We start from the raw sequence: 22,331 nt of genomic DNA on the forward strand, positions 1-22,331 counted from the left end.
TTTGCTTTGCGGCCGGGCCGATGACATCGGCGCTGTCGCCAGAGGTATGAATCAGGTCTGCAACATGCGGCAGGCGCGAACGCCCTCGACACGGGCACCTTGGTACGGCGCGGCTGCCCTGCAAGTGTCTCCGCTTCCACTATCGATGCAGTGGTGCCTGCCAGGCCCCTTGCGAGATGGATTTGCGACCCCGCTGCTTCGCGTTCCCGGGTGCACGTGTTTCATTTCTTCATCGCCTGCCGGCTGATCGCTTGCCGGCATGTTCCACCATTGGATCGATACCAATTGCGGGTCGCATCGCCAAGAATGCATGTACGTCGGTAGGGCTTGGGCAGGTTCCCCGGTTGTTTGCACGGATTGCGCTTTCCCGCCATCCGCCCGACCGTGCCTATATGATTTTCCAAGGGCGAAGCCATATGTCCAGGTACGACAACAAGAAGGAAAGTGGGGTCATTCTTCCGATTGTGGGCCTGACTCTTGCCGTGCTGCTCGGCATGGCAGGCCTGATCATTGACCTTGGGGCCATGTTCGTCGCGAAGACCGAGCTGCAGTCAGCGGTCGACAGCTGCGCGCTCGCGGCGGCGCAGGAGCTGGATGGCGCCGCGGATGCCCTGACACGCGCGACCAGCGCCGGCCTGACCGCCGGGAATGCCAACAAGGTCAAATACCAGAAGGCCTCGGCATCGCTGGTCGACACGGATGTCACGTTCAGCGATTCGCTGACCGGAACCTTCAGTTCGACGTTCGCGCCCGTGGCCAATGCGCGCTACGCCAAGTGCAATCACCTGACCAGCGGGATCGTGGCCTACCTGATCAAGATGGTCGGCGGGCCAAGCAGCAATGCGGTGGCAGCCGTGGGCGTGGCTACCCGCACCCATGCGCAAAGCACCTGCCCGATTCCCGTCGGGCTGCTCCCCAAGACCGGTGGTACCGCACCCGACTATGGCTTCACGGTCGGAGACTGGGTAACGGTACTCTATGACGGGACGACGACCGCCGGCCCGGGAGAGATGGGCTGGTACAACCTGGACGGCTCGACGAACGCCAACGAAACCAAGAACGAAATGTCGGTCGGCTACTGCAATTCGAAGGTCAACGATACGCTTCGGACGCCTGGCGCAAAGGTTGCTGTCGATGACCAGTGGAACAGCCGCTTCGGCATCTACAAGAACAACGGCGACATGCAGGCGATGCGCCCTGACTTTACGGGCTATTCGTACACGAGCAAGAACTGGACGAATGGCAGGAACGCATATAACGGCGCTTCGGGCGGCACCGATCCCACTGCCGCCAACTTCAAGGCCAAGCGGCTTTCGTTCGCAAGCTATGGGGATACGAGCACCGATGTACAGGTGGGTGACAACATCACTGGCCTGAATATGAAAGGTGGTTACAAGAACCTGGCGGCGCCTGGCAGCACGGGCGACTACGCCAAGCTCGGGATGAGCCGGCGCCTCGTTATCGTACCGGTGGTTTCGACCGCGTCGAAAGTCGTCGATTTCGCCTGCATGCTCATGCTGCAGCCAATCAGCGGCCCTACGCTGACGGTGCAGTTCGAATATCTCGGCAACGCTGCAAGCTTCAGCAGTCCTTGCACGACCAACGGCCTGGCCGGCGGCAATTTCGGCCCCATGATCCCGGCGCTCGTAGAGTAGGGGAAAGCGATGAAAAAGCGACAGAAAGGCGTGGCGCTCGTCGAGTTCGGCATCACGATCTCGTTGCTGCTGGCGATCTGCTTTGCGCTCACCGAGTTCGGCCGGGCCATCTATACGTACAACACGCTGACGAAATCGGTGCGCGACGCGGCGCGCTACCTCAGTACGCAGGCGGCGGGCAGTGCGACGGCGCACGCCATGGCACAGCAGCTGGCCGTCTATGGCACGCCGGTGGTGGGCGCCAGCCAGCCGCCCCTAGTGCCCGGCCTGACGACCGGCATGGTCAGCATCTGCGACGCGGCGGATGTGACCTGTACCTCGAACATGGGGCAGGGCAGCAATCCCGCCATCAATACGGTGACGGTCCGGGTCTCGGGATACACGTTTACGCCGCTGGTGGACATTCTCGGCTTTACGCGGTTCTACACCGGTGGCAGCAACTCCCTGACGTCCATTTCCTTCAGCGACATCTCAGCCACGATGAGGCAGGCATATGAATAGACGGCAGCGAGGTGCGACAGCGGTGGAGTTTGCGCTGGTGGCAGCGATCTTCTTTGCGGTGTTGCTTGGGATCATGGAGTTCGGGCGCGTACTCTACACCTGGAACTCCGTGGCGGAAGCGACGCGATGGGGAGCGAGGCAGGCTGTCGTGTGCGGACGAGGATCGGGATCGGTGCTCAGCCGCATGCAGCAGATTGTCCCCAGTCTCTCGGCCAGCAATGTCTCCGTTACCTGGTATGACGCAGGCGGTGTCAGTGCGAGCTGCGACAGCACGTCTTGCACAGGGGTTTCGGTCACGGTGACCGGACTGTCCGCGTCTACGATCGCACCGGCGGCCTGGTTCGGAAGATCCGGATTGACCGTGCCGGGATTTGCGACCTACCTTCCGCGCGAAATCATGGGACAGGATCCGGGGAGCGGCACAGTCTGCAGCTAGTGTCACGCGTCGTCAGAGGCAATGCCCCGCATCGGCATGCGGGGCTTTTTTGTTGGCGCAATGCGAACGGCGTGCAGGCTTGACCATTGGCCACGGATAGCGGAGTCAGGGTCAGATTTCGACGACGCAGCACCAGTCGAACCGTGAATTCTCGAGCTCGCCCGTACGCCGACTGACATACCCGCGCGGATTGCACACCACGCGCGAGTCGTCGATGCAATAGTCGAAGCTGGTGTGCGTATGGCCGTGGATCCACAGGTCGGCCTGTGCCACCAGGTCGGGCCGGCGTGACAGGAATCCGCCGGATACCAGGTCGTGCGAATAGCGCGGATCGAGGCTGCCGAGGTCAGGGCCATGGTGGGTCACGACGACGGTCTTGCCGTCGAACGGCCGGGCCAGTTGCTCGGCCAGCCATGCTGACGCGGCCTCATGGCGTGCCAGTGCATCTTCCGGTCGAAAGTGCCGCAGATGTCCGTCATTGCCCTTGAGTTCGATCAGCCGGTGGTCGAGCATCGCCGCGGAACAGGCCTGCATCGACGCCTCGCGCCGATCGGTGCCGAACAGGTTGTAGTCGGTCCACCAGGTTGCCCCGAGAACGCGTACGCGCCCGTTGGCCGCGCTGAACTCTGCCACAGCGCCGTTGAGCAGATGCATGGCGGGATAGGCGGCTGCGGCGTCCGCCATCTGCGCGTCCACGGCGTCGAAATTGCCATCGTAGTATTCGTGGTTGCCCGGAACGTAAATGACAGGCTGTTCGAAGGTGTCCGCGGCCCAGTCGATGCCGTTGCGGCCATTGGCGATGTCGCCAGCGAGTATCACGATATCTGCCTCGCAGGCCGGTACCGATTGCGGCATGGCGTGCTCGATATGCAGGTCGCTCAGGATACGTAGTTTCATTGGGACTCCCGCGAATTCATTCGGACTGCACGCCGTGGCAGGGCGGCGGTGCTTGAATTCTTAAGAAGGCCGGCGATCCGGTCAAGTCCCGTGTCGTGCCGTGTCGGCGCGGTGCCGCATAGCGGTTGCGCAGCAGGCGAAAAAGCCCGGCGCTAGGTCCGGGCAAAGACTGTCTTGCCGGCGTTGCACCGGGGAGACAGCCGGGGGAACCGTGTGCGGCTACCCGGAAACGCGCTCAGCCCTGTCCGGACATGGTCGGCAACAGGACCCGATAGATCTGGATGAATGCCGGTCCCAGCAGTACCAGGAGCAGCGAAGGGAAGATCGTGAAGATCAGCGGAAACAGCAGTTTCAGCGCAATCTTCGCCGCCATTTCTTCCGCGCGCATGCGGCGCTTGGTGCGCAGCATGTCCGACAGTACGCGTAACGAGTCGCCCAGGCTGGTACCGAAACGATCGGCCTGGATCAGCATCGAGGCGAACTTGTCGACGTCTTCCACACCTGTGCGCAGCGAGAGGTTGGACAGGGCCTTCTCCTTGGAGAAGCCCGAGCGCAGCTCCAGCAGCATCAGCTGCAGTTCGTCCGCCAGGACAGGGCAGCGCAGCGCCAGTTCGTCGGCCACGCGCATCAGCGCCGCGTCCAGACCAAGACCGGCTTCGACGCATACCGTCAGCAGATCGATCACATCGGGAAACTCTTCGAAGATCGTGCGCTGGCGGTTGGCCACCTTGCGCGCCAGTACGAAGTTCGGCAGGTAATAGCCGATGGCGGCAAGCACCGTCAGCAAAGCGAGTATGGTGTGTTGCTGCTGGAGCTCGGCTTCGCCCGTCGCGGCGACCAGGCCGGCCATCGGCAGCACGACAGCCAGCACCGTCTTGGCGGTGAAGTACAACGGAGCGGCGCCCGCGCTGCGCCACCCGGCGTTCATGAATCGCACCCGCAGTTGCGAACCTTCCCATCCTTCCTTTGGCAGCGACAGGCGCGAGACAGGCTGGGTCCATCGCACCAGCTTGCCGAGCCATGCCTGCAGCCATCCGGTGCCGCCCTCCGCCTGGCCGGCGTGGCCGGCAACCTGCTCGGCACGGCCGCGCATGCGGTTTGGCGAGAACGCATAGAGCACGCCGAACACCGTGCCGAATGCCGCCACAAAGATCAACCCGAGCACGATAAGCTGCTGGGCCTGGACCCCTTGAAAGATGCCTTGCATGATGGACCCCCGTCAGGCTGACTGCCCAAGCCGTGTGTGTCGTAGCACTACGATGTATGTGTTCTGCTGCCTGCCGGCACGATGGCATTACACCCGTATGCGAATGATCTTGCGCATCCACAGTACGCCCAATGTCATCATTAGCAGAGCGCCCCCGATCAACTGCAAACCGATCGGGTCGTCCCACAGTACCTTCATGAAGCCCGGGTTGATGACCAGGATCATTCCGGCGGTCGCGAACGGGAGCAGGCCGAGCACCCACGCAGACATGCGCCCCTCTGCCGAGAGCACGCGGATCTTGGCGAACAGCTTGAGGCGCTCGCGCACCATGTTGCCAATGGTGTCGAGGATCTCCGCCAGGTTGCCGCCGCTCTCGCGCTGGATCAGGACCGCGATGACGAAGTAGCGCAGATCGCCGACCGGCACGCGTATGGCGAGATTGGTCATGGCTTCGTCGAGCGCCACGCCATAGTTGATTTCCTCGAAGGTGGTACGGAACTCGGGCCCGATCGGCGCCTTCATTTCCTGGCCAACCATGCCGAGCGCCCCGCTGAATGAATGTCCGGCGCGTAAGGCGCGGGCGATCATGTCGACGGCATCCGGCAACTGGGCCTCCAACTGCCTGATCCGCTTGGCGCGCTGGCGAGAGACATGAAGGATCGGCATCACCGCGGCGACGGCGGCGGCGATCAGCATGATCGGCATGGCTAGCGGCGATACCGGGATCAGTGCCACAGTGCACAGTGCCACCGTCGCGCAATAGCCCAGCAACTGGGCCACCGACCACGAACTGCCCGACTGTTCCAGCCAGCGATCAAGCGCGCCGACGCGCGGCAAGGTCATCAGCCATCGCTGGATCTGCGGCGAATCGGCGAGCAGCCGTTTTTTCAGGATCGATAACTGCTCTGCGCCAACCTGGCCGCCGGCGGAGAGCGCGCGAAGCCGGGCCTCGATACGCTTGGCCGCGGCGCCGTGCGTACTGTTCCACCAGATGAAGATACCCTCGACACAGAGCACCACGGCCACGAACAGCAGGATGCCGAAGGCATAGAAGATCATGCTCATGAGTGTCTCCGCGTAGCGTTTTCGCTGTGATATCCGGTCGCTGACTCAGACTTCATGTCGCTTGGACGGATCGTAGGTTTCGTCGGGCAGCCCCACGCCGAATACGCGCAGACGTTCGGCGAACTTGGGGTACACCCCCGTGGCGCGGAAGTGACCGCGGACAGTGCCATCCTTGTCGACGCCGGTGCGCTGGAAGGTAAAGATTTCCTGCATGTTGATGATGTCGCCTTCCATGCCGGTGATTTCCGAGATGCTGATGATCTTGCGTCGCCCATCGGTCAGGCGCGCGGCCTGGACGATCACCGTGATGGCCGAGGCGATCTGTTGCCGCATGGCCTTGGCCGGCATGGTCAGCCCGGCCATGCTGACCATGTTTTCCAGGCGCGTCAGGGCATCGCGCGGCGTGTTGGCATGGATGGTGGTCAGCGATCCTTCATGGCCGGTGTTCATGGCGTTGAGCATGTCGAGGGCCTCGCCGCCGCGCACCTCGCCCAGGATGATGCGGTCCGGGCGCATCCGCAGCGCGTTGCGCACCAGCGCGCGCTGCGTGATCTCGCCCTTGCCTTCGATGTTGGGCGGGCGCGTTTCGAGCCGCAGCACATGAGGCTGGCGCAGTTGCAGTTCGGCGGCGTCCTCGATGGTGATCACGCGCTCATCCTCGGGGATGAAGCCGGACAGGATGTTCAGCAGCGTGGTCTTGCCGCTGCCGGTGCCGCCCGATACCAGCACATTGACCTTGGCCTTTGACAAGGCCTGCAGCATCTGCGCCATCGGCGGTGTCAGGCTGCGCAGTTCGACGAGGTCCGACACCTGAAGCGGATTGACGGAAAAGCGGCGAATCGAAAGCAGGGGCCCGTCGATGGCGGAAGGCGGAATGATGGCGTTAACGCGCGAGCCGTCGGGCAGGCGCGCATCGACCATCGGGCTGGTTTCGTCGATGCGGCGGCCCACGCGCGAAACGATCTTCTCGATCACCTTCATCAGGTGCGCGTCGTCGTAGAACACCACGTCCGTCAGTTCCAGCTTGCCGCGCCGTTCCACGTAGGTCTGGCGTCCGGTATTGACGAGGATGTCGGAGACCGTTGGGTCTTTCAGCAGTGGCTCGAGCGGACCGAAGCCGAACATCTCGTCATAGATCTCGATCGTCAGCTGGCGCCGCTCGTTGTCGTTGAGCAGCACCCGTTGTTCGTCGATGATCAGGTTGACCAGCGTGGCGATCTCCTGCTTCACCTGTTCTTGCGGAAAGCGCGCCAGGCGCTCCAGTTCCACGCGGTCCAGCACGGTTTCGTGCACGTCGCGCTTGAGGGCATGGTAGCCCGCTGACGCGGTGGTGCGGGCGGGTGCTGCCGTGGTGAACTGGATCGCGGCATGGCCATTGGTCGTGAATGCAGGCGCGGCGCCGGCAAGCTGTTCACGGATCGACATGATGGGCTCCTTCACTTTGAATAGGGTTCAGCGCAGGCCAGCCAGGCCATCATCAGGTGCTCTTGGTGCGCAACATCAGGCGACGCAGTGGCGATACGGCATCCGCCTTGCTGTGGCGGCCGTTCTCGGGCGGCGCGGCCAGTTGCGCGGCCATGGCCTGCAGTGCCCGCGTGATGGGGCTGCGCCGGCTCAGCTTGCCCACCGGCTCGCCGTGGCTCACGGATTCATCCACTGCGGACGGGTCGTCCGGCAGGACCACTGCCACCTTCATACCGAAGATCTCTTCCATGGTCGCGCGCGGCACGTCGCTCTTGCGGCCCATGCGATTGAGCACGAGCTGGATCTTACTGGCCGGGTAGTGCAGGGCGCGCAGGATGTCGAGCATGCGGCGGCCCGGGCGACCGCACGCCACGGCCGGCTCCGTCACGACATAGATGCGCTCGCTCTGGTCCAGTACGCTGATCGACAGCGGGTCGATGTTCTGGCCCATGTCGACCAGGATGAAGTCATAGTTAGGCTGCGCCACAGACAGGATCCACTCGAGCTTTTCCTTCTGGATATGCGTCGCCTGGACCGGATCGGCCGCGCCGGCCAGCAGGTCGAATCCGTTATCCACGTGGACCAGGCTGGCATCCAGAAGCGCGGCGTCCATGCGGTCGGCTTGGCCGCAGATGTCGGGCAGCGTGGACGGCGGCGTCTTGTCGCTGACAATGTGGACGAGATCGCCGAAGTGCCGGTTCAGGTCCACGACCAGCACGCGCTTGCCGTATTGCCGCGCGATCGTGTCGCCGAGATTCGCGGTGACGAAACTCGTGCCCACGCCGCCTTTGCACGAGATCACCGAGATCACCTGGGCGGCCTCATGGGCGCGTGGAACAAAGGTCGCCTCGACACGCTTGATGGCATCGGCAAGCTGCGCCTTGTCCAGTGGCCACGACAGGACATCGCGAATGCCGGCGCGCATTGCCTTGATCAGGACGTCGGGGCCCGGCGCCTGCGTCACCAGGATGCAGGGCAGGTCGGCGTGTTGCTGGCGCAATGCCTCGATGGACAGCATCTGCGCAGGGCCCAGGTCAGGCAGCTCCACGATCAGCAGGTCGGCCATGCGCAGGCGCCCGGCATGTAGCGGGAAGCGGGCCAGGCCTTCCTGAAGCGACATGGCCCGGAAGTTGCCGACTGCGGCGCAGAGCCGGTTGATTTCGGCGAGCCGTTCGGTGTCTTCGGATGCGATCAGGATCTTCAGCATGGTGTCCTCGCGAATCTCGGTTCTGGTTAGCCTGGAGCGGGTGTTGCGATAGCCGCGGTGTTCAGCGGCTGCTGCCGCCCATGCCTACACCACCGTAGCCGCTCGAGCCGAAGTCGATCGAAAAACCGCCGGGCGCACCGCCCGTCGGCTGCATCCGGACCAGCGAGCGGTCGAAGTTGCGCATCGCGGCTACCGCGGTCTTGCCATCGGTACCGGTGACCGTCGGCAGGCCGGCCGGCGCATCGGGGTTGATGATCTGCATCTGGTTGACCGTGGCGAGCGCCACGCCGCGCTGGCCGTCCCACACCGGGGTGGTGGTCATACAGCCGGACAGTCCCAGGCAGGACAAGGTGCCCAGCACCAGGGCGGCCGCGCCGCGCGAAAGCTTCGAGATCTTGTTCATGGTCGTTCTCCGGTTTGCTGTGGCGCGGCGGCTTAGTTGCTGCCCGATGCGGTGCCGGCGGTCCGCGCCTGTGCCAGGCGCGCGGCGGTGGCTTCGATGCGAGCGATACGCGCTGCGGAGTCTTCCGGCGGCGGCAACGCCGCCACGCTGCGAATGCGTGCCTCGGGTGCCTTGGGTGCGGCGGCCGCCGGCTGCGGCGCCGCGGGAGCCTTCGGGACCGGCGCCGCGGGCGTTGCAGCGGCCGGGACCGCGGCCCTGGACGGCTCCTCCAGCGGGCGGCCTTCCGGCATGGCCGAGACCGACGTGGCCGGGGCGGCTTCGCTGCGCGGGGCCGACGGTGCCGGCGCGGGCGCTGCGGCCGGTGCCTGCTGCGACGGGGCCGGTGCCGGCGCGGGCGGCGTATTGCGGTGGCCCTCCATATTGCCCATGAAGTACAGCGAGAACGGATCGGGCGTGGTGAAGCTGTCGGTGGGCAGCGGATAGTTGTTGTTCTGCATCGGCTTGACCAGGCGCGGCGTGATGATGAACACGAGTTCGGTCAGGTCCTGCTGGTACTGCGTGCTACGAAACAGCGTGCCCAGCACGGGCACTTCGCCGGCGCCGGGGAGCGCCTTCAGCGAACCGCGCGCGCTGTCCTGCAGCAGGCCGCCGATCGCGAAGCTTTCGCCATCACGCATCTGCACGGTGGTGGAAGCGCGGCGCGTGGTGATGAGCGGAAGCACCGTCTGTCCCGACAGGCTGCTGCCGCTGACGGTCGCGCCGGTCGGCGACAGTTCCGAGACTTCCGGCGCCACTTTCAGGTGGATGCGGCCGTTGGCGAGTACCGTGGGGGTGAACTTCAGGCCCACACCAAACTCCTCTTCCTGCAGCGTGACCGTGCCCGCACCGTTCAGCACATTGGCCTGCGCCACCGGGATGTAGATCTTGCCGCCGGCGAGGAAGCTCGCTTCCTGGCCGCTGATGGTGACGAGGTTCGGCTCGGCCAGGATCTTGACCAGGCTGTCGTTCTTCTGCGCGTCAATGGCGAACTGGAATGGCTTGTTGTTGGCCTTGCTGCCAAAGATCGCCGCCGAGGCGCCGGTCAGCAACGAGGTCACCAGGCCGCCGGTCCAGGAGCCGAAACCGCCCTGCAGGTTCACTGACGAGCCGAGCTGGTTCAGCAAGGTCTTAGAGACCTCCGCCACCTTCACTTCCAGCATGACCTGTTGTGGCGTGTCGACCGACAGCATGTTGAGCACGCCGCCTTTCTTGCCGCCGTCACCGCCACCACTGCCAGCCTGCGCCGCATTGGCATAGGCCTGCGCAATGTCCATCGCCTGCAGGGCCGACTGGGCATTGGTGACACTGCCGGTCAGGACAAGATTGTCCGCGGCGGTCATCACGCGAATGCCGGGTTCTCCCGGCAGGAGCTGGCCGAGCGATGTCTGCAGTCCGCCGGCGTCCGCGTTGACCACGACGTTGATGATGCTGCAGCTGCCGCTGCGGCCCTGCACGATCATGTTGGTGGTTCCCACCGCACGGCCGAGTACATAGAGCGTCTGTGCCGACACCATCGTGGCCTGAACCACGTTCGGGTTGCCCAGCGTGCGGTTCTTGACCGGCTCCTGCAACGTGATCAGCTGCGACTTGCCGACCGGGACAATCACGCTCGACTCCTGGCGGACCGGGCCGGTGCAATTAGGACCGCGGGCATCGGCGGCGGGCACCGGCGCGGCCGACGCGACGGGCGCGGTGCCGGCGGGCGTCATGCTGATGGTCATCTGCATCGGTGCCTGGGGCGCCTTGGCGGCCGCTGGCGCGGTGGCCTTGGTGAGGTTGCCGGCTTCGACGGCGACCTGCGCGGCAGCGGCCAACGGTGTGCAGAGGATGGCAGCCAGCACCAGGACGCGGGTGCCGCTGGCGGCTTCGGATCGTTTTTGGTTCATTTTGAATCTCCCCCCGGAGAAGCTGTGTTGCAGCTCAAAATTCGTCTATGCCGTGCGCTACGAGATCAGAAGCACTCGACGCCGCCCTGGATGCCTGCCAGCACGCCGACGCAGTTGCCTGCGTGTGGCTGTGCCGCCACCGTGCGGGTCCTGACCACCGTGCGCGTCTGCGTCTGCGTCACCACCTTGACCTGGGGCGCTTCCGGCGCCTTGCCAAGCAGGGTGCCCTTGGTGGCGCCACCGGTGTTGATGTCGGCCACGTCCATCTGGTTGCGCAGGACTAGCGACAGGGTGCCCACGCTGCGCGCCACGTCCAGTTTCTCGGCCTGTTCCGGCGTGACTTCCAGCGTCACCGCATTGACGACCTTGGGTTGGGTGTCGTCACGGCTGACTTGCTGTGCCACAGCCAGCACGAGGATCTTCTCGAGCACGATCTTCGAGATGCTGCCGTTCTGCGTGCTCTTGGCTTCCTCGTTGGTATTGACGATCACGTCGACGAAGTTGCCCGGCAGCGCGAAGCCGGCCACGCCCACCACATCGTTGACGCGCACCGTGATGGCCCGCTTGCCGTCGTTGATGACGGCGGACAGTCCGCCCTTGGTGCCGACCGGCGCCAGCTTGGCATCGAGCACCGGCTCGCCACGCTGCAGGCTGGTGCGGACCACGCGGCCCTCCAGCAGCTTCAGGTCTTCGAACGCACCGGGCGGCACGCTGGCCGAGGGCCAGTTGACCAGGCGCAGCTGGCTGCCGTTCAGCGGCTGTCCGAGGTTCAGGTCGTTGGCGGCAACCACCACTTGCTTGACCGAACTGGACGATTGCTCCATCAGCCATCGCGACGCCGATACCACGGCCGCCACACCGGCGAGCAGGGCAATCAGCAGCATCAGGATTGCGCGAGTGTTTTTCATGATGACTCTCCCCTGGAAGTTCCGTGTGTGCTATTTCCGTTCAACTCGCCGCGCGCTGGTCCATGGACCAACGATGGTGACTGCTGGCGGGCGGCATGCCTTCTGCAGAGGTCCGCAGCCCGTAGTAGGCTTGCCACGCGGCCACCAGTCCCTCTTCAGTGACTTGCGGCGCATGGCCGTGATAGCGCACGCCCGACGCGACCAGGCGCAGCAGGTCGCGCGGCAGGCAGGCCAGCAGCGGCGTGTCGCTCTCGTAATGCAGGCTGTCGACCAGGAAGTTGAAGACGGTGTCGGCGCTGCTCAGCCCGAAATCGGCGGCGGTGCGCTGGTACACCTCGCGGTAGTCATCGACCGACAGCGGTCCCACGTACAGTTTGCTGCCGAGCCTGCGCAGGAATGCGTCGTCGCCGAGCGCCGACGGCTCGAGGTTCGTGGAGAAGATCGGCCACACGTCGAAGGGCACCGAGAAGCGCACGCCGGTCTGCAGCGTGAACATGTCGACGGAGCGGTCCAGCGGCACGATCCAGCGGTTGAGGAGGTCATCGACACCAACCAGCTGCCGGCCCAGGTCATCGACGATGTAGATGCCGTTGTTGGCTTTCATGTGCGGTGGCGCCTGATAGAAGCCGGCGATGCGGTCGTAGCGCAGATCCAGCGTGGCCAGCGTGAGCTCGCCGCCGGACAGCACCACCGGACGGTGGCACAAGACCCAGCGACGGTCCAGCGACCGGCGTGCCAGCGAGGCTTCGCTGTCGCTGAAAGGCACATGCACCAGGGGGTCGAAGACCTGGATGATTTCGCCTGCCACGGTGATCGCATGCGGCACCGGCACTGCGCCCGGCAGCAGCATGCCAAGGCGCTGGGCGAGATAGGTCTTGCCGCTGCCGGGGGGGCCGTAGATCATCAGCGCGCGGCAAGTGTTGAGCGCCATGCCGATCGCGTCCAGCAGATGGACCGGGATCACCAGGTCATGGAAGGCCGCGGTGACATCGGCCTTGTTGACGGAGCCGTGACTGACGGAGTGGTGCTTGACGGCTTCGATATAGGCATCGAGCGTGACCGGGGCCGGGCCGTTGTAGCTGCAGCGCGCGGAAGCCTCGGCGGCGCGCGTGTACCCGGCATCGGTGAGGCGGAAGCGGACATCGAGGTCGCTGGCGCCACGATGCGCGATCTCGAGCAAGCGTTCGCGTACCGCGACCGTGGCGACTTCGTTGACCACTGTTGCCGGAAGCTTGAGCGTGTCGGTCAGCGTGGACAGCGTCGCGGTGCGGTGCAGGTACGCGGCCTTCATCAACAGGCCGAGCAGCTGCGCGACTTCCAGCCCGGTATCGGCGATGGTACGCGGAAGCACATGCCAGGGCGGAAGCGATGCCGCGCCATGGTCGGCATTGGCGCTCCGGATAGCCGTGACGGGCTCGAGAAGCCTTGGTGTGTGGCCCGTGTCGTGATGCTCGTTCATTGCCGCCCCCCTGAAAGCTCGATGTCGTTATCGCTAACGCGCATGTATGGCGTGAAAGCCTCTATTGGTGTCAGGTACTTATGAAAAGCGTGATGACTGTGCCAGCGGCGATGGCGACGCCATAGGGCAGGGAGCCGACGGAATGTGCAGGGCTTCCTGTGCTGCCAATGCCGACCACGTTGTGAAACAGCTGCGCGCCTTTCCCGTTCCGTACGGCGACCGATATGCCCCAGAGGCCGCCCAGTACGAACGTCAGCAGTGCAATGCGCAAGGCCATGCCGGAACCCAGCCAGGCGCCGACGGCTGTCATCAGCTTGACGTCGCCGGCGGCCATGCCGCGCAGCATGTAGAACGGCAGGAGGAGGACGAAGCCTGTCAGCCAGCCCATCGTCCACGCAAGGATTCCAGTGCCAAGGCCATGGACATAGATGTTGGCCGCGCACGCAAGCAACCATGCACCGAACGTCAGCCAGTTCGGAATGCGGCGCCGCTGGATATCCGACGCAGCCGCCATCAGCACGATCGCAATCACGCTCGGGCCAACAAACGGCGCTTGGGGTGCGAGTTCAAGGGGCATGATTCTTTGTCCGCATTGGTTTGATCGATCACGGCATGGATGAGGCGACCCTGTCGAACAGGTCGCGGACCGTTTGTCCGACTGATGTGACCGCGGCGAGGATCACCAGTGCAATGAGCATGGCGATCAGGGCGTACTCGATTGCCGTCACCGCGTCTTCGCCCCGAATGAATGCATGCACGCCTGCAAACTTACTGATCATGACGGTTCTCCGGTGGCGCCGACGCGTTTGCTTCGCGACGGTCCACAAGGGTCTCTGCATTGCCTGGCAGTGTCGCCGCAGGCCCTGTCTACAATCCAACCCTGGTATCAGGTGCGCGACCGGAGCTCATGGCTTTGGGCGCCGATCGCGCACGCTGCAAGCGCTTAGGCCGTGACCAGGGCGCTCTGGATCTTGTCGAAGACCGTGCTCAGGTTTTGACCGACAAGCTTCGCGCCGGCAATGATCAGAAGGGCGATCAGTGCGGCGATAAGGCCGTACTCGATGGCGGTGACGCCATCTTCTTCAACGAAGAAACGCTTGGTGTTGTCGATGAGTTTTTGCATGACAATCTCCTTCGGTTAAGGGCACTTCTGTTCTGTTACGGGATGGACAAGCTGAGGAGACGGCGGACAAATGGCGGGCCGCAGGTGGCGCAATCGTGAAACGGCCACTGGCCGCCCCGAATCCGCTGTGGCATTTGCTCAGCGGAGCCTGGTGCGTCAGGCGAACAGTGGTCTATGACGCGTTGCGCACGGTTCCTGGCATTGCAGATGTGGAAGCATGCTGCAGATGCAAAGGCGATCTTTGCCCACGATGCGATAGCTTCGCGGGATCGAATGCGCCGGGCATTGGTTTGATGTGCTTCCAGCATTTGCGAATACCTCAGTTCCCCGTTTCTGATCGGCCTTCTCTTCCCGTTACCGGGTAGCGCGCCTTTTTCTAAGCATCCCGGCTGGACGGTGCAGTTCCACGCTGGGTACGGACTCCATCGCAAAAGCTGGGCCACCCTTGCTGAAAGGCTTGATCCATAAGGGATTTCAGCCGCCTCGGGATCCGGGGGGCGTGTGGCTGGCGGCCACGGCCATGCCAGCGTTTCTGAGGAGAATCGTGCTTCTTTCCGCGATCGCGGCGGCGGTGTAAATCACCATGATGGGATCTCGGTCGGACGGCCGCCAAAAGTATGAGTCGCCACACTCCTTTTGGATGGCCTTATCCGCGTCGCGTCGCGCTGCGCAGTGCCAAGGGCGTAGAGCCTGGCAGCCAGTGCGCGCGCTATCGGCGTTTCAGTCTGGAAACGACCGGCTTGTCGAACCGGACTCGATCCCCGGCAGTCTCGTGCGGTTCGACAAGAAAGCGCGTGGGGGCTGGCGTGCGGACAGGCGTTCAGGATTGAAACGTACGTAAATCGGGGGCCTGTAGGCGTCTGTCCGGCGGTCCTTCACTGCTTGTCTATTTGCCACGTGCTGACAAGAATATAACGGCGTGTTGCGTGCCTCTCTGCTTTGCGAGGCGTACGCCGTTAGTCAGCCATTACGCATTGGCACAAGAGAGAACCAGGGGAAGGGGAAGCAATGAGCAACATGGACCATGGCTCGACGGCAATACTGGAAGCGCCGGCGTCCAGGCATTGGCTGAATCTGGAGCGCGTGCGCTTTTACAGCCTTTCCATGCTGTTGGTCTATCTGGTGTTTATGGTCTTGTGGGCTTGGGAAAGCAAGGGCTTCACATCGGACAGAGTCGTACGTCCTGGCGGCGACTATTCCGTCTTCTGGAGCGCGTCGTACCTGGTGCTGAAGCACAGTGCGGCGCAGGTATATGACTATGCGTCGCTGAAGCCCGTGATCATGGCCTTCGGAGCGGTCAAGGGTGATGGAAATTTCTATCTGCCCTGGCTTTACCCACCGACCTACTTATTGCTGGTCTTGCCGCTGTCGCTGTTGCCGTTCGCCGTGAGCTACGTGCTTTTTATTTTCGGTACGGCAGCGATCTATGTCACCGCGTTATTCCGGATCCTTGATCTTGACGACGTGCCGCGCCACCTGTTGTGGCTGCCGGTGATCGCGTTTCCCGGTGTGCTGGAAGCAGCGATGATCGGCCAGAATGCCTTGCTGACCGCCGGAATCGCGGCATGGTCGCTCATCCAGCTAAGACGTCGTCCGGTGGTGGCCGGCATGTTGATCGGCGTGTTAAGCGTAAAGCCTCAGCTGGCAATCATGTTTCCCATTGCGATGATTGCTGCCGGGGAATGGAAACCCTTTTTCGTGGCAGCGGCGACAGCGTTGACGATGGCTGCGCTGAGCATCGTGCTATTTGGCTGGCAACCATTTTCGGTATTCCTTGCGGATGGCCGTTCTGTCGCGGCGCATGTGCTGGAGCAGGGAGAACGTGGGTGGTTTTCCAGCCCAACCGTATTTGCCATGATGCGCACTTTCGGCGCTTCGGTGCCAGCGGCCTACGTTGCGCAGCTGATTTCGGCCGCTTTCGGAATAGTCGTGCTGGTCAAGGTCTGGCGAGGTCAGACGCCGATGGCGCTGCGCGTCGCGGTGGTTGCGGCGGCCACTGTTCTCATTACGCCTTACCTTTGGTTTTATGAGCTGACCTGGCTCGGCATCGCGATCGCCGGCATGACCGTCGATTGCGTGCGGCGCGGATGGATGACAGGGGAGCGGGAGCTGCTGGCGGCAGCATGGCTTCTGCCATTTTTCCTGGGGCTGAACCGACTGGCTGAAGTGCCTCAGTTCGGTCCGGTCGTGACGTTGCTGCTCATGGCCGCCATTCTCCGCAGGGCCAGACAAGGCATTCCAGAACCAGGACGATAAGTCCTGGCAAAAAAATATAGCGCACAAGAGCGCATTCGCTTGCGGTAGTTGCCGAGCGCAGCGCCGCGCAGGGGAGAGAATCATGTCGGGTGCTTACGATTTCGGAATGCTTTCCCTCGTCGTGCCTTGCTACAACGAGTCCGCGAGCATCGCAAAATTCTTCGATTGCGTGGTGCCGATCCTGGAATCCATCGACCGGATGCGCTTCGAGATCGTGATGGTGAACGACGGCAGCTCGGACGACACGCTCGAGCAGCTGCTTGCCTATGGTTGCCGCGACGAGCGCGTGCGCGTAGTGGACCTGACGCGCAATTTTGGCAAGGAAGCCGCATTGACCGCCGGACTCGACGAAGCCCTCGGCGACGCCGTGATCCCCATGGACGTGGACCTGCAGGATCCACCCTCGCTGATCCCCGAGCTTGTCGCGCGCTGGCGCGAGGGCGCGGAAGTCGTGCTGGCGCAACGGAGCAGCCGCCAGTGCGATTCCTGGCTCAAGCGCGTGACGGCGGCCAGCTATTACCGCATCCACAACCAGTTGTCCGATCTGAAGCTGCCTGTGAACGTGGGCGACTTTCGCCTGATGGACCGCGTGGTGGTCAACGCGCTCAAGCAGTTGCCGGAGCGTCATCGCTTCATGAAAGGCCTGTTCGCCTGGGTCGGCTACAAGACGGCCATCGTCCGTTACGAGCGCGAGTCGCGCAGCGCAGGCCATTCGAAGTTCTCGGGCTGGCGCCTGTGGAACCTTGCTCTCGAGGGCATCACCAGCTTCAGCACGCTTCCGCTGCGCAGCTGGACCTATATCGGGCTGCTGATCGCCTTCAGCGCATTTATTTACGGCACCTTCATCGTGGCGCGGACGCTGATCTTCGGGGTGGATGTTCCCGGCTATGCATCGCTGCTTTCCGTCGTGCTGTTCCTGGGCGGTATCCAGCTGATCGGACTTGGCGTGGTCGGCGAGTATATCGGCCGGATCTATGACGAAGCGAAGGGGCGGCCCATCTACCTAGTGCGACGCCGCTACCAGGAGCTTGGCCAGGACCGGCTGCGGGCCTCGGGACGGCGGGTCATCCGGCTGGAACGCGGGCATGCCGGCAACGGCCGCTGATGTCGGGCTCGGCCTCCATGCAGGGGCCGAGCTATTTCCGATAGGTCCAGCTCCGATGCGCAAGATAGGTGAAGGCTGGCACCGTCACCACGACGCAGGCGATTCCTGTCCAGTAGCTGGCTCCCAGCACCTGCGCGGTCCAGGAAATGCCCATGGTCAGGCCCAGCCCGAGCAGCGATACGCCGGCAAAGCGGCCCAGCGTCCGGTGGTGCAGCCGGGATGAGAAGCTCCACAGGGTGTTGAGAAGATAGGAGCAGCCGGTCGCGCACACAAACGCCACGCTGTTCGCCGTGACCGGTGCCATCCCCATGGCACTGACCAGCGTCGCCGTGACGGCGACATGGACGCAGGTCGAGCCGGCCCCTGCCGCCAGGAACCGTGCGACCTGACGGACCTCGTCCGTCCCGGCAACGGCTCTCACGATGCGCGTACGATGGCCATCAGCGAAATACCGAACGGCAGCGAGGCGCGCGCCAGCCAATGGCGTTCCGTGCTGAACAGTGCGTGCAGCGCGTTGTTGATGGATTGGGGCGGAGTACCGGCACCGCTTGCTTTCTCGCTGCCGCGTAGCCGGTCGCTGAGTCGAGCGGTGACCGCCAACGGAGACAGAAGGGTGTTGAAGTAAGTGATGCGCTCCAGGTGCAGGCCGCAACAGCTGACCAGTGCTTGCAGCGATCCCTTGCTGTAGCGCCGCTGGTGATGCAGGAAGACATCGTGGCGGCTCCACAGCCATTGGTATGCGGGCACGGTGATCAGTACCGCGCCGCCCGGCTTGAGCATCTTCGCCGCACAGTCCAGTGCCCCGTCATCGTCGGCAATGTGTTCCAGGCAATCCAGCAGGCAAACCAGGTCAAAGCTGCCTTCCGGAAACGGCATATCGTCCGGGCACCGGCCGCTGCGGATGTCATAGATGCCGCCGGTCTTTTCGCGTGCCAGCTGCAATGCTGTGCCATCCATCTCCACGGCGCTCACTGTGCCGAATTGCGAAAGCATGGCAAGGTTGCCGCCGGTGCCCGCCCCGATTTCCAGGATGGACGCGTCGTCCGGAAGTGCCAGGCCGGCGAGGACGGTCGCGAGAATGTCGCGCCGCCCGCGGAACCACCAGTGGCCGGCTTCAGTGTCGGCCATTTCAAGGTAGGCATCAGGAGACATGGGACAATTCCTCGGAGGTCGGTAAGGTCAGCCCTGCACGCATACCAGGCCGAGATCGCCCTTCTTCACCTGCAGCTTGTAGTCCCGCATCAGCCTGAACAGCGTGACCCGCGAAATCCCGAGTTCTGCCGCGACGTCGATCAGGCGCTCATGGTTGCGCTGAAGCGCCTCTACGATCGCGCCCTGTTCGGCGGCCTCGCGAATCGCCGCCAGCGTCAGCGGCCGTTGCTCTGCCGGCGTGGCCAGCTCGAGGTCTGCCGGCTGGATTACCCCGTCTTCACACATCGCCGCCGCATGCCGGATCCGGTTGATCAGCTCGCGCACATTGCCAGGCCAGCTGTGCTGCTGGATCGCGCGCAGCGCGGTCGGCGAGAAGCCGCGGATGTGGTTCGGCGACTGCTTGCGCACGCCGCCGAGCACATGCTCGGCGAGCAGCATGAGGTCGCTGCCGCGCTCGCGCAACGGTGGCTGGCGCACGCGCAGCACGCACAGGCGGTGGTACAGGTCGCCGCGGAACCGTTCTGCCGCGATGGCCGCTTCCAGGTCGACATGGGTGGCCGAGATGATGCGCACGTCCACCTCGATCGATTCGGTGCCGCCCAGGCGTTCGATCCGGCCAGTTTCCAGGAAGCGCAGCAGGCTGGTCTGGCTTTCCAGCGGCATGTCGCCGATTTCGTCCAGGAACAGCGTGCCGCCCTGAGCCATTTCGATGCGGCCGAGCTTGCGTTTGGCCGCGCCCGTGAACGCACCTCGCTCATAGCCGAACAGCTCCGACATCAGCAGCGTGGGCGGGATGGCGGCGCAGTTGACGGCGACAAAGGGCTTCTGCGCGCGTTCGCTGGCGCGGTGAATCGCCTGCGCGGCCAGTTCCTTGCCCGTGCCCGATTCGCCCGAGATCAGCACGGGCGTGTCCCAGAGCGAGACCTTCTCGATGCCGCGAAACAGCGCCTGCATGGCCGTGCAGTTGCCGATCATGCCGTCCGGACGCACGCTGTTCGCCGCCCGCTGCGCGGCGGGCCGCATCTGCGCGATGCCTTGTGCGTGGCCGAGCGAGTGCATCAGCTGCGCCAGCTCGAACGGCGCGGTGTAGTAGTCGACAAAGTAGAGGCCGAGCAGGCGGCGTGCCGCATCGCTGAGCGCGTCGCGGCTGGCGACGATGCCAATCCAGCTCATCAGCGGATGGGACAGCCAGGGCTCGAAGGACTCCAGCTCAATGTCGCTGAAGCCGCTGTGGACATCGAGCAGGGCGGCAGTGGGCTGTGGATTGTGCGAGAGCGCTTCGAGGTCATGCAGGCTCGACACAAAGCTGATCTTCCAGCCGCGTTGCGAGAGAGCCCTGCACAATGTGGCGTCGTGATGCTGCGACAGGTAGAGCAGCGGACGATTGGCGTAAGTGCTCATACGATTTCCCCGGATCTTTTTATTGACGAAACCGATGCCGGCGGTTGCCGGACCGGATTCGGTGGCCCTCAGGCCCGCTCCGGCCGCGCGTGCGTGTTGCGTCGGCCGGGCGTATTCCCCGAATTCTGTTCTTGCCGCGCCTGCTTGCAGGCCTGGCTATTAACCCTCGTGATGCCGGCGCACCGGCATCCCGCTGTGCTCGCGGTCCCCATCGCCGCCATGGTCATCCATGGCTGGCTTCGACTTTCCAGGTTGCACGGGCCGCCCGCGCTGGCGCGGCCCGTGGTTTCCTGAAGACCTCACCTGTTCTTCCCGGCCCAGACCGCAACGGTATGCGTCGGTGCGAGCCATTCCCTGCGGCGCGGCCCTACGCCTACAGCACCAGCCCGATTCCCGCCCTGGGATGCGGAGTCGTTCTGAAACTGACCTCGATCGAACGTTTGCCAGTGTGTTGGCACTTCGGTGTCAGACTTCCCCAATTCCGGGCTTCATGTTCGCGTGGACATATTCGCGACGAACGTGCCAGAGCCGGACATCTCATTGAAAGTAAAAGAGAAAACGAGGGTCGGATAAGAATCGCGAGTATTTGGAAGCGCCAAAATGTTCCATTTCTGTTACTGCCGCTGCCGTTGGTCACGATCCGGGGTAACCGCCTGACGATGGAAACGACACTCATACTCATCACCCTGTGGCTGGAAAGGCATTTCCATCATGAATGTCCGCAGAATGTGGGAAGGCGTCGTTCAAAAGACCTGAGGCGCCGCGGCACCAGCATTGCGCGTGATGAGGGCCTCGCAGGTTTCACTCGCGTTACAAGAAGTGGACGTGATTACACGGCCTATTGGCTTTACCCCTAAGACTATTGGGGCTCTGAGGCAGGTGTGAGTCGTGGCGTGGCGCGGGCCGGCGGTGCGATGACAGACCTTTGCACGAGTCGTGGCATGAGTGGTCCATCCATATCTCATCTCTATGGATGGGGGAGCGAAAATTGCACGGTAGTTGGCATGACGGCGCGATCTGGTTGCATTCGTGAAACCCAGGCCAGAGGGAAGACTGTTTGACCCGGCAGTTCCGGGGGCGGCAATGGCTCGGGCCAGAGCGCCAAGCCTTTGATTCTGCCGGCACAAACAGAAATGATTCGTATTGCCAACATTGGGCCCCAAAACAATTTCACGGGTGATACGTGCGCCGGCGTGGCGCGTCGTTGCCGAGTCCGTCGGCAACGCCACCTGGCGAAGTTTGCCTGCCAGGTGGGCGTGGGCTTCCTGCTGGTTCTGCAGGTGCTTGCGGCGGGATTGGTACCTGTGGCCGGCTACTGGCGGGCACTATCCGCGCAACCGGTGGCGTGGTGGGGGGCGATGCCCCGCTTGTGATCTACGGATGGCTCAGTAGATACCCGGCAATACGCGAAAGCGCACCTTATCGCGATACCGCCGGTATTCGGGATCCTCGGATAACAGCCGTTCTTCGCGACTGATCCGCATGACCTGCAGCGAGTACAGCCCCGCATAAACCAGCAGGTTCTGCAGTCCGAAATTGGTGATCAGGAAGCCGATATCGGTGATCAGATAGCTCAGGTAGATCGGATGACGCATGAAGCGGTAGGCGCCGCTGGAGACGATTCCCCGATTTGCCGGCAGGATGCCGAACGAGAAACGCAGCGAGAGCTTGGCATAGATCTGCCAGGCAATCCCTGCGACCTGCAGGCCTGCGCCAACTGCCTCGGGTGCGAGATGCGCGCCAGGCGCCAGTTGGATTGCGAGGAAATAATATGTGCCACCCAGCGAGCAGAGCACAGTAACGGGATTCCAGTCCCGCTTCTTTGGGACCCGGGCAAACAGGCTCAGGCCGAGCGTCAGGCAACTTGCCAGCACGAGCAGCAAGAGGGTGATTCGCGACGGGTCTGCCAGCCATTGCCGGATCGCTCCATACGCGAAAGCTGCAAGCAGGACTGCGGTAGTAGCTCTTAGCGCCAACTCCAATAGCAGTTCCCGGAGGTCTGTTTTGGATGCGGCGCTTGCTTGCACCTTCTGCGCGAGGCTTTCTGACATGGTTTCCCCTCGTTCCAGCGGAATTCAGTTATCCCACTTCATATCGCTGGAATGTCTTTGTGCACTCAGCTTAGTCGGGGCAGGCTCGGCGCCATATCGGGCAAAGGTATGTTTCG

The 22,331-nt window shown here is 63.4% G+C and carries 21 protein-coding genes; 5 read left to right on the forward strand and 16 right to left on the reverse strand.

All coding sequences use genetic code 11. The features are described from left to right. Positions 1-416: 416 nt before the first annotated feature. The 3 genes from AC3FNH_RS05370 to AC3FNH_RS05380 are packed head-to-tail and all read left to right on the forward strand — an operon-like array spanning position 417 to position 2,592. Positions 417-1,655 carry a pilus assembly protein TadG-related protein gene (locus AC3FNH_RS05370; protein WP_488719309.1) on the forward strand — a complete coding sequence of 413 codons (1,239 nt, stop codon included), beginning with the start codon at positions 417-419 and terminating at the stop codon, positions 1,653-1,655. A gap of 9 nt (positions 1,656-1,664) precedes the next feature. Further along, positions 1,665-2,156 carry a TadE/TadG family type IV pilus assembly protein gene (locus AC3FNH_RS05375; protein ID WP_488719310.1) on the forward strand — a complete coding sequence of 164 codons (492 nt, stop codon included), beginning with the start codon at positions 1,665-1,667 and terminating at the stop codon, positions 2,154-2,156. After that, a complete protein-coding gene (locus AC3FNH_RS05380) occupies positions 2,149-2,592 on the forward strand; it encodes a TadE/TadG family type IV pilus assembly protein (protein WP_276099691.1) in 444 nt (147 codons plus the stop codon). Before AC3FNH_RS05375 ends, AC3FNH_RS05380 begins: the two co-directional genes overlap by 8 nt. A gap of 111 nt (positions 2,593-2,703) precedes the next feature. Here the strand turns inward: AC3FNH_RS05380 and AC3FNH_RS05385 are convergent, their stop codons facing one another. The 12 genes from AC3FNH_RS05385 to AC3FNH_RS05440 form a co-directional block, all read right to left on the reverse strand. Beyond that, positions 2,704-3,489 carry a metallophosphoesterase gene (locus AC3FNH_RS05385; RefSeq protein ID WP_488719311.1) on the reverse strand — a complete coding sequence of 262 codons (786 nt, stop codon included), beginning with the start codon at positions 3,487-3,489 and terminating at the stop codon, positions 2,704-2,706. A 235-nt stretch (positions 3,490-3,724) separates the two neighbouring features. Beyond that, positions 3,725-4,696, reverse strand: a complete 972-nt coding sequence (locus AC3FNH_RS05390) for a type II secretion system F family protein (protein ID WP_276099694.1) — start codon at positions 4,694-4,696, stop codon at positions 3,725-3,727. Positions 4,697-4,783: 87 nt separating this feature from the next. Next, a complete protein-coding gene (locus tag AC3FNH_RS05395) occupies positions 4,784-5,761 on the reverse strand; it encodes a type II secretion system F family protein (protein ID WP_276099695.1) in 978 nt (325 codons plus the stop codon). Between the two features lie 45 nt (positions 5,762-5,806). Next, positions 5,807-7,186: a TadA family conjugal transfer-associated ATPase gene (locus tag AC3FNH_RS05400; protein ID WP_276099696.1), complete on the reverse strand. Its 1,380-nt coding sequence runs from the start codon at positions 7,184-7,186 to the stop codon at positions 5,807-5,809. Between the two features lie 52 nt (positions 7,187-7,238). After that, on the reverse strand, positions 7,239-8,432 hold the full coding sequence (locus AC3FNH_RS05405; RefSeq protein ID WP_276099697.1) for a CpaE/TadZ family protein: 1,194 nt from the start codon (positions 8,430-8,432) through the stop codon (positions 7,239-7,241). Between the two features lie 61 nt (positions 8,433-8,493). After that, the gene (locus AC3FNH_RS05410; RefSeq protein ID WP_276099698.1) at positions 8,494-8,835 is read right to left on the reverse strand and encodes a hypothetical protein; all 342 of its coding nucleotides are present in this window, start codon (positions 8,833-8,835) and stop codon (positions 8,494-8,496) included. A gap of 32 nt (positions 8,836-8,867) precedes the next feature. Continuing rightward, complete coding sequence (locus tag AC3FNH_RS05415) at positions 8,868-10,760, reverse strand: type II and III secretion system protein family protein (RefSeq protein ID WP_276099699.1); 1,893 nt, start codon at positions 10,758-10,760, stop codon at positions 8,868-8,870. Positions 10,761-10,825: 65 nt separating this feature from the next. Next, entirely contained in the window at positions 10,826-11,668 is an 843-nt protein-coding gene (gene cpaB, locus AC3FNH_RS05420; RefSeq protein ID WP_276099700.1) for a Flp pilus assembly protein CpaB, read from the reverse strand. A 40-nt stretch (positions 11,669-11,708) separates the two neighbouring features. After that, complete coding sequence (locus AC3FNH_RS05425) at positions 11,709-13,127, reverse strand: DUF8689 domain-containing protein (RefSeq protein ID WP_276099701.1); 1,419 nt, start codon at positions 13,125-13,127, stop codon at positions 11,709-11,711. A 70-nt stretch (positions 13,128-13,197) separates the two neighbouring features. Further along, positions 13,198-13,704 (reverse strand): A24 family peptidase, encoded by a 507-nt coding sequence (locus tag AC3FNH_RS05430; protein WP_488719312.1) that lies wholly within the window; start codon positions 13,702-13,704, stop codon positions 13,198-13,200. Between the two features lie 28 nt (positions 13,705-13,732). Continuing rightward, positions 13,733-13,906, reverse strand: coding sequence for a Flp family type IVb pilin (locus tag AC3FNH_RS05435; RefSeq protein ID WP_276099703.1), 174 nt, complete (start codon positions 13,904-13,906; stop codon positions 13,733-13,735). A gap of 164 nt (positions 13,907-14,070) precedes the next feature. After that, complete coding sequence (locus AC3FNH_RS05440) at positions 14,071-14,250, reverse strand: Flp family type IVb pilin (RefSeq protein WP_276099704.1); 180 nt, start codon at positions 14,248-14,250, stop codon at positions 14,071-14,073. Positions 14,251-15,258: 1,008 nt separating this feature from the next. Here AC3FNH_RS05440 and AC3FNH_RS05445 point away from each other — a divergent pair. After that, positions 15,259-16,506, forward strand: coding sequence for a glycosyltransferase family 87 protein (locus AC3FNH_RS05445; protein ID WP_488719313.1), 1,248 nt, complete (start codon positions 15,259-15,261; stop codon positions 16,504-16,506). Between the two features lie 82 nt (positions 16,507-16,588). Then, positions 16,589-17,611 carry a glycosyltransferase family 2 protein gene (locus tag AC3FNH_RS05450; protein WP_488719314.1) on the forward strand — a complete coding sequence of 341 codons (1,023 nt, stop codon included), beginning with the start codon at positions 16,589-16,591 and terminating at the stop codon, positions 17,609-17,611. A gap of 31 nt (positions 17,612-17,642) precedes the next feature. Here the strand turns inward: AC3FNH_RS05450 and AC3FNH_RS05455 are convergent, their stop codons facing one another. From AC3FNH_RS05455 to AC3FNH_RS05470, 4 genes are all read right to left on the reverse strand, one after another. Beyond that, positions 17,643-18,032, reverse strand: a complete 390-nt coding sequence (locus tag AC3FNH_RS05455; protein ID WP_488719315.1) for a GtrA family protein — start codon at positions 18,030-18,032, stop codon at positions 17,643-17,645. Continuing rightward, positions 18,029-18,763 carry a class I SAM-dependent methyltransferase gene (locus AC3FNH_RS05460; protein WP_488719316.1) on the reverse strand — a complete coding sequence of 245 codons (735 nt, stop codon included), beginning with the start codon at positions 18,761-18,763 and terminating at the stop codon, positions 18,029-18,031. The genes AC3FNH_RS05455 and AC3FNH_RS05460 overlap by 4 nt, the downstream gene beginning before the upstream one ends. 27 nt (positions 18,764-18,790) lie before the next feature. Beyond that, positions 18,791-20,164, reverse strand: coding sequence for a sigma-54 dependent transcriptional regulator (locus AC3FNH_RS05465; RefSeq protein WP_488719317.1), 1,374 nt, complete (start codon positions 20,162-20,164; stop codon positions 18,791-18,793). A gap of 1,385 nt (positions 20,165-21,549) precedes the next feature. Continuing rightward, positions 21,550-22,215, reverse strand: coding sequence for a methyltransferase family protein (locus tag AC3FNH_RS05470; protein WP_276099710.1), 666 nt, complete (start codon positions 22,213-22,215; stop codon positions 21,550-21,552). Positions 22,216-22,331: the final 116 nt, after the last annotated feature.

This window comes from Cupriavidus sp. 22TCCZM01-5, assembly GCF_057798915.1.

Excerpts from the sequence above, each read along its gene's own strand:
- AC3FNH_RS05395 (WP_276099695.1), bottom strand. The coding sequence starts at position 5,761 with ATGAGCATGATCTTCTATGCCTTCGGCATCCTGCTGTTCGTGGCCGTG.
- AC3FNH_RS05435 (WP_276099703.1), bottom strand. The coding sequence starts at position 13,906 with ATGATCAGTAAGTTTGCAGGCGTGCATGCATTCATTCGGGGCGAAGAC.
- AC3FNH_RS05370 (WP_488719309.1), top strand. The coding sequence starts at position 417 with ATGTCCAGGTACGACAACAAGAAGGAAAGTGGGGTCATTCTTCCGATT.
- AC3FNH_RS05400 (WP_276099696.1), bottom strand. The coding sequence starts at position 7,186 with ATGTCGATCCGTGAACAGCTTGCCGGCGCCGCGCCTGCATTCACGACC.
- AC3FNH_RS05465 (WP_488719317.1), bottom strand. The coding sequence starts at position 20,164 with ATGAGCACTTACGCCAATCGTCCGCTGCTCTACCTGTCGCAGCATCAC.
- AC3FNH_RS05450 (WP_488719314.1), top strand. The coding sequence starts at position 16,589 with ATGTCGGGTGCTTACGATTTCGGAATGCTTTCCCTCGTCGTGCCTTGC.
- AC3FNH_RS05410 (WP_276099698.1), bottom strand. The coding sequence starts at position 8,835 with ATGAACAAGATCTCGAAGCTTTCGCGCGGCGCGGCCGCCCTGGTGCTG.
- AC3FNH_RS05385 (WP_488719311.1), bottom strand. The coding sequence starts at position 3,489 with ATGAAACTACGTATCCTGAGCGACCTGCATATCGAGCACGCCATGCCG.
- AC3FNH_RS05445 (WP_488719313.1), top strand. The coding sequence starts at position 15,259 with ATGAGCAACATGGACCATGGCTCGACGGCAATACTGGAAGCGCCGGCG.
- AC3FNH_RS05460 (WP_488719316.1), bottom strand. The coding sequence starts at position 18,763 with ATGTCTCCTGATGCCTACCTTGAAATGGCCGACACTGAAGCCGGCCAC.
- cpaB (WP_276099700.1), bottom strand. The coding sequence starts at position 11,668 with ATGAAAAACACTCGCGCAATCCTGATGCTGCTGATTGCCCTGCTCGCC.
- AC3FNH_RS05430 (WP_488719312.1), bottom strand. The coding sequence starts at position 13,704 with ATGCCCCTTGAACTCGCACCCCAAGCGCCGTTTGTTGGCCCGAGCGTG.
- AC3FNH_RS05425 (WP_276099701.1), bottom strand. The coding sequence starts at position 13,127 with ATGAACGAGCATCACGACACGGGCCACACACCAAGGCTTCTCGAGCCC.
- AC3FNH_RS05375 (WP_488719310.1), top strand. The coding sequence starts at position 1,665 with ATGAAAAAGCGACAGAAAGGCGTGGCGCTCGTCGAGTTCGGCATCACG.
- AC3FNH_RS05380 (WP_276099691.1), top strand. The coding sequence starts at position 2,149 with ATGAATAGACGGCAGCGAGGTGCGACAGCGGTGGAGTTTGCGCTGGTG.
- AC3FNH_RS05415 (WP_276099699.1), bottom strand. The coding sequence starts at position 10,760 with ATGAACCAAAAACGATCCGAAGCCGCCAGCGGCACCCGCGTCCTGGTG.
- AC3FNH_RS05440 (WP_276099704.1), bottom strand. The coding sequence starts at position 14,250 with ATGCAAAAACTCATCGACAACACCAAGCGTTTCTTCGTTGAAGAAGAT.
- AC3FNH_RS05470 (WP_276099710.1), bottom strand. The coding sequence starts at position 22,215 with ATGTCAGAAAGCCTCGCGCAGAAGGTGCAAGCAAGCGCCGCATCCAAA.
- AC3FNH_RS05390 (WP_276099694.1), bottom strand. The coding sequence starts at position 4,696 with ATGCAAGGCATCTTTCAAGGGGTCCAGGCCCAGCAGCTTATCGTGCTC.
- AC3FNH_RS05405 (WP_276099697.1), bottom strand. The coding sequence starts at position 8,432 with ATGCTGAAGATCCTGATCGCATCCGAAGACACCGAACGGCTCGCCGAA.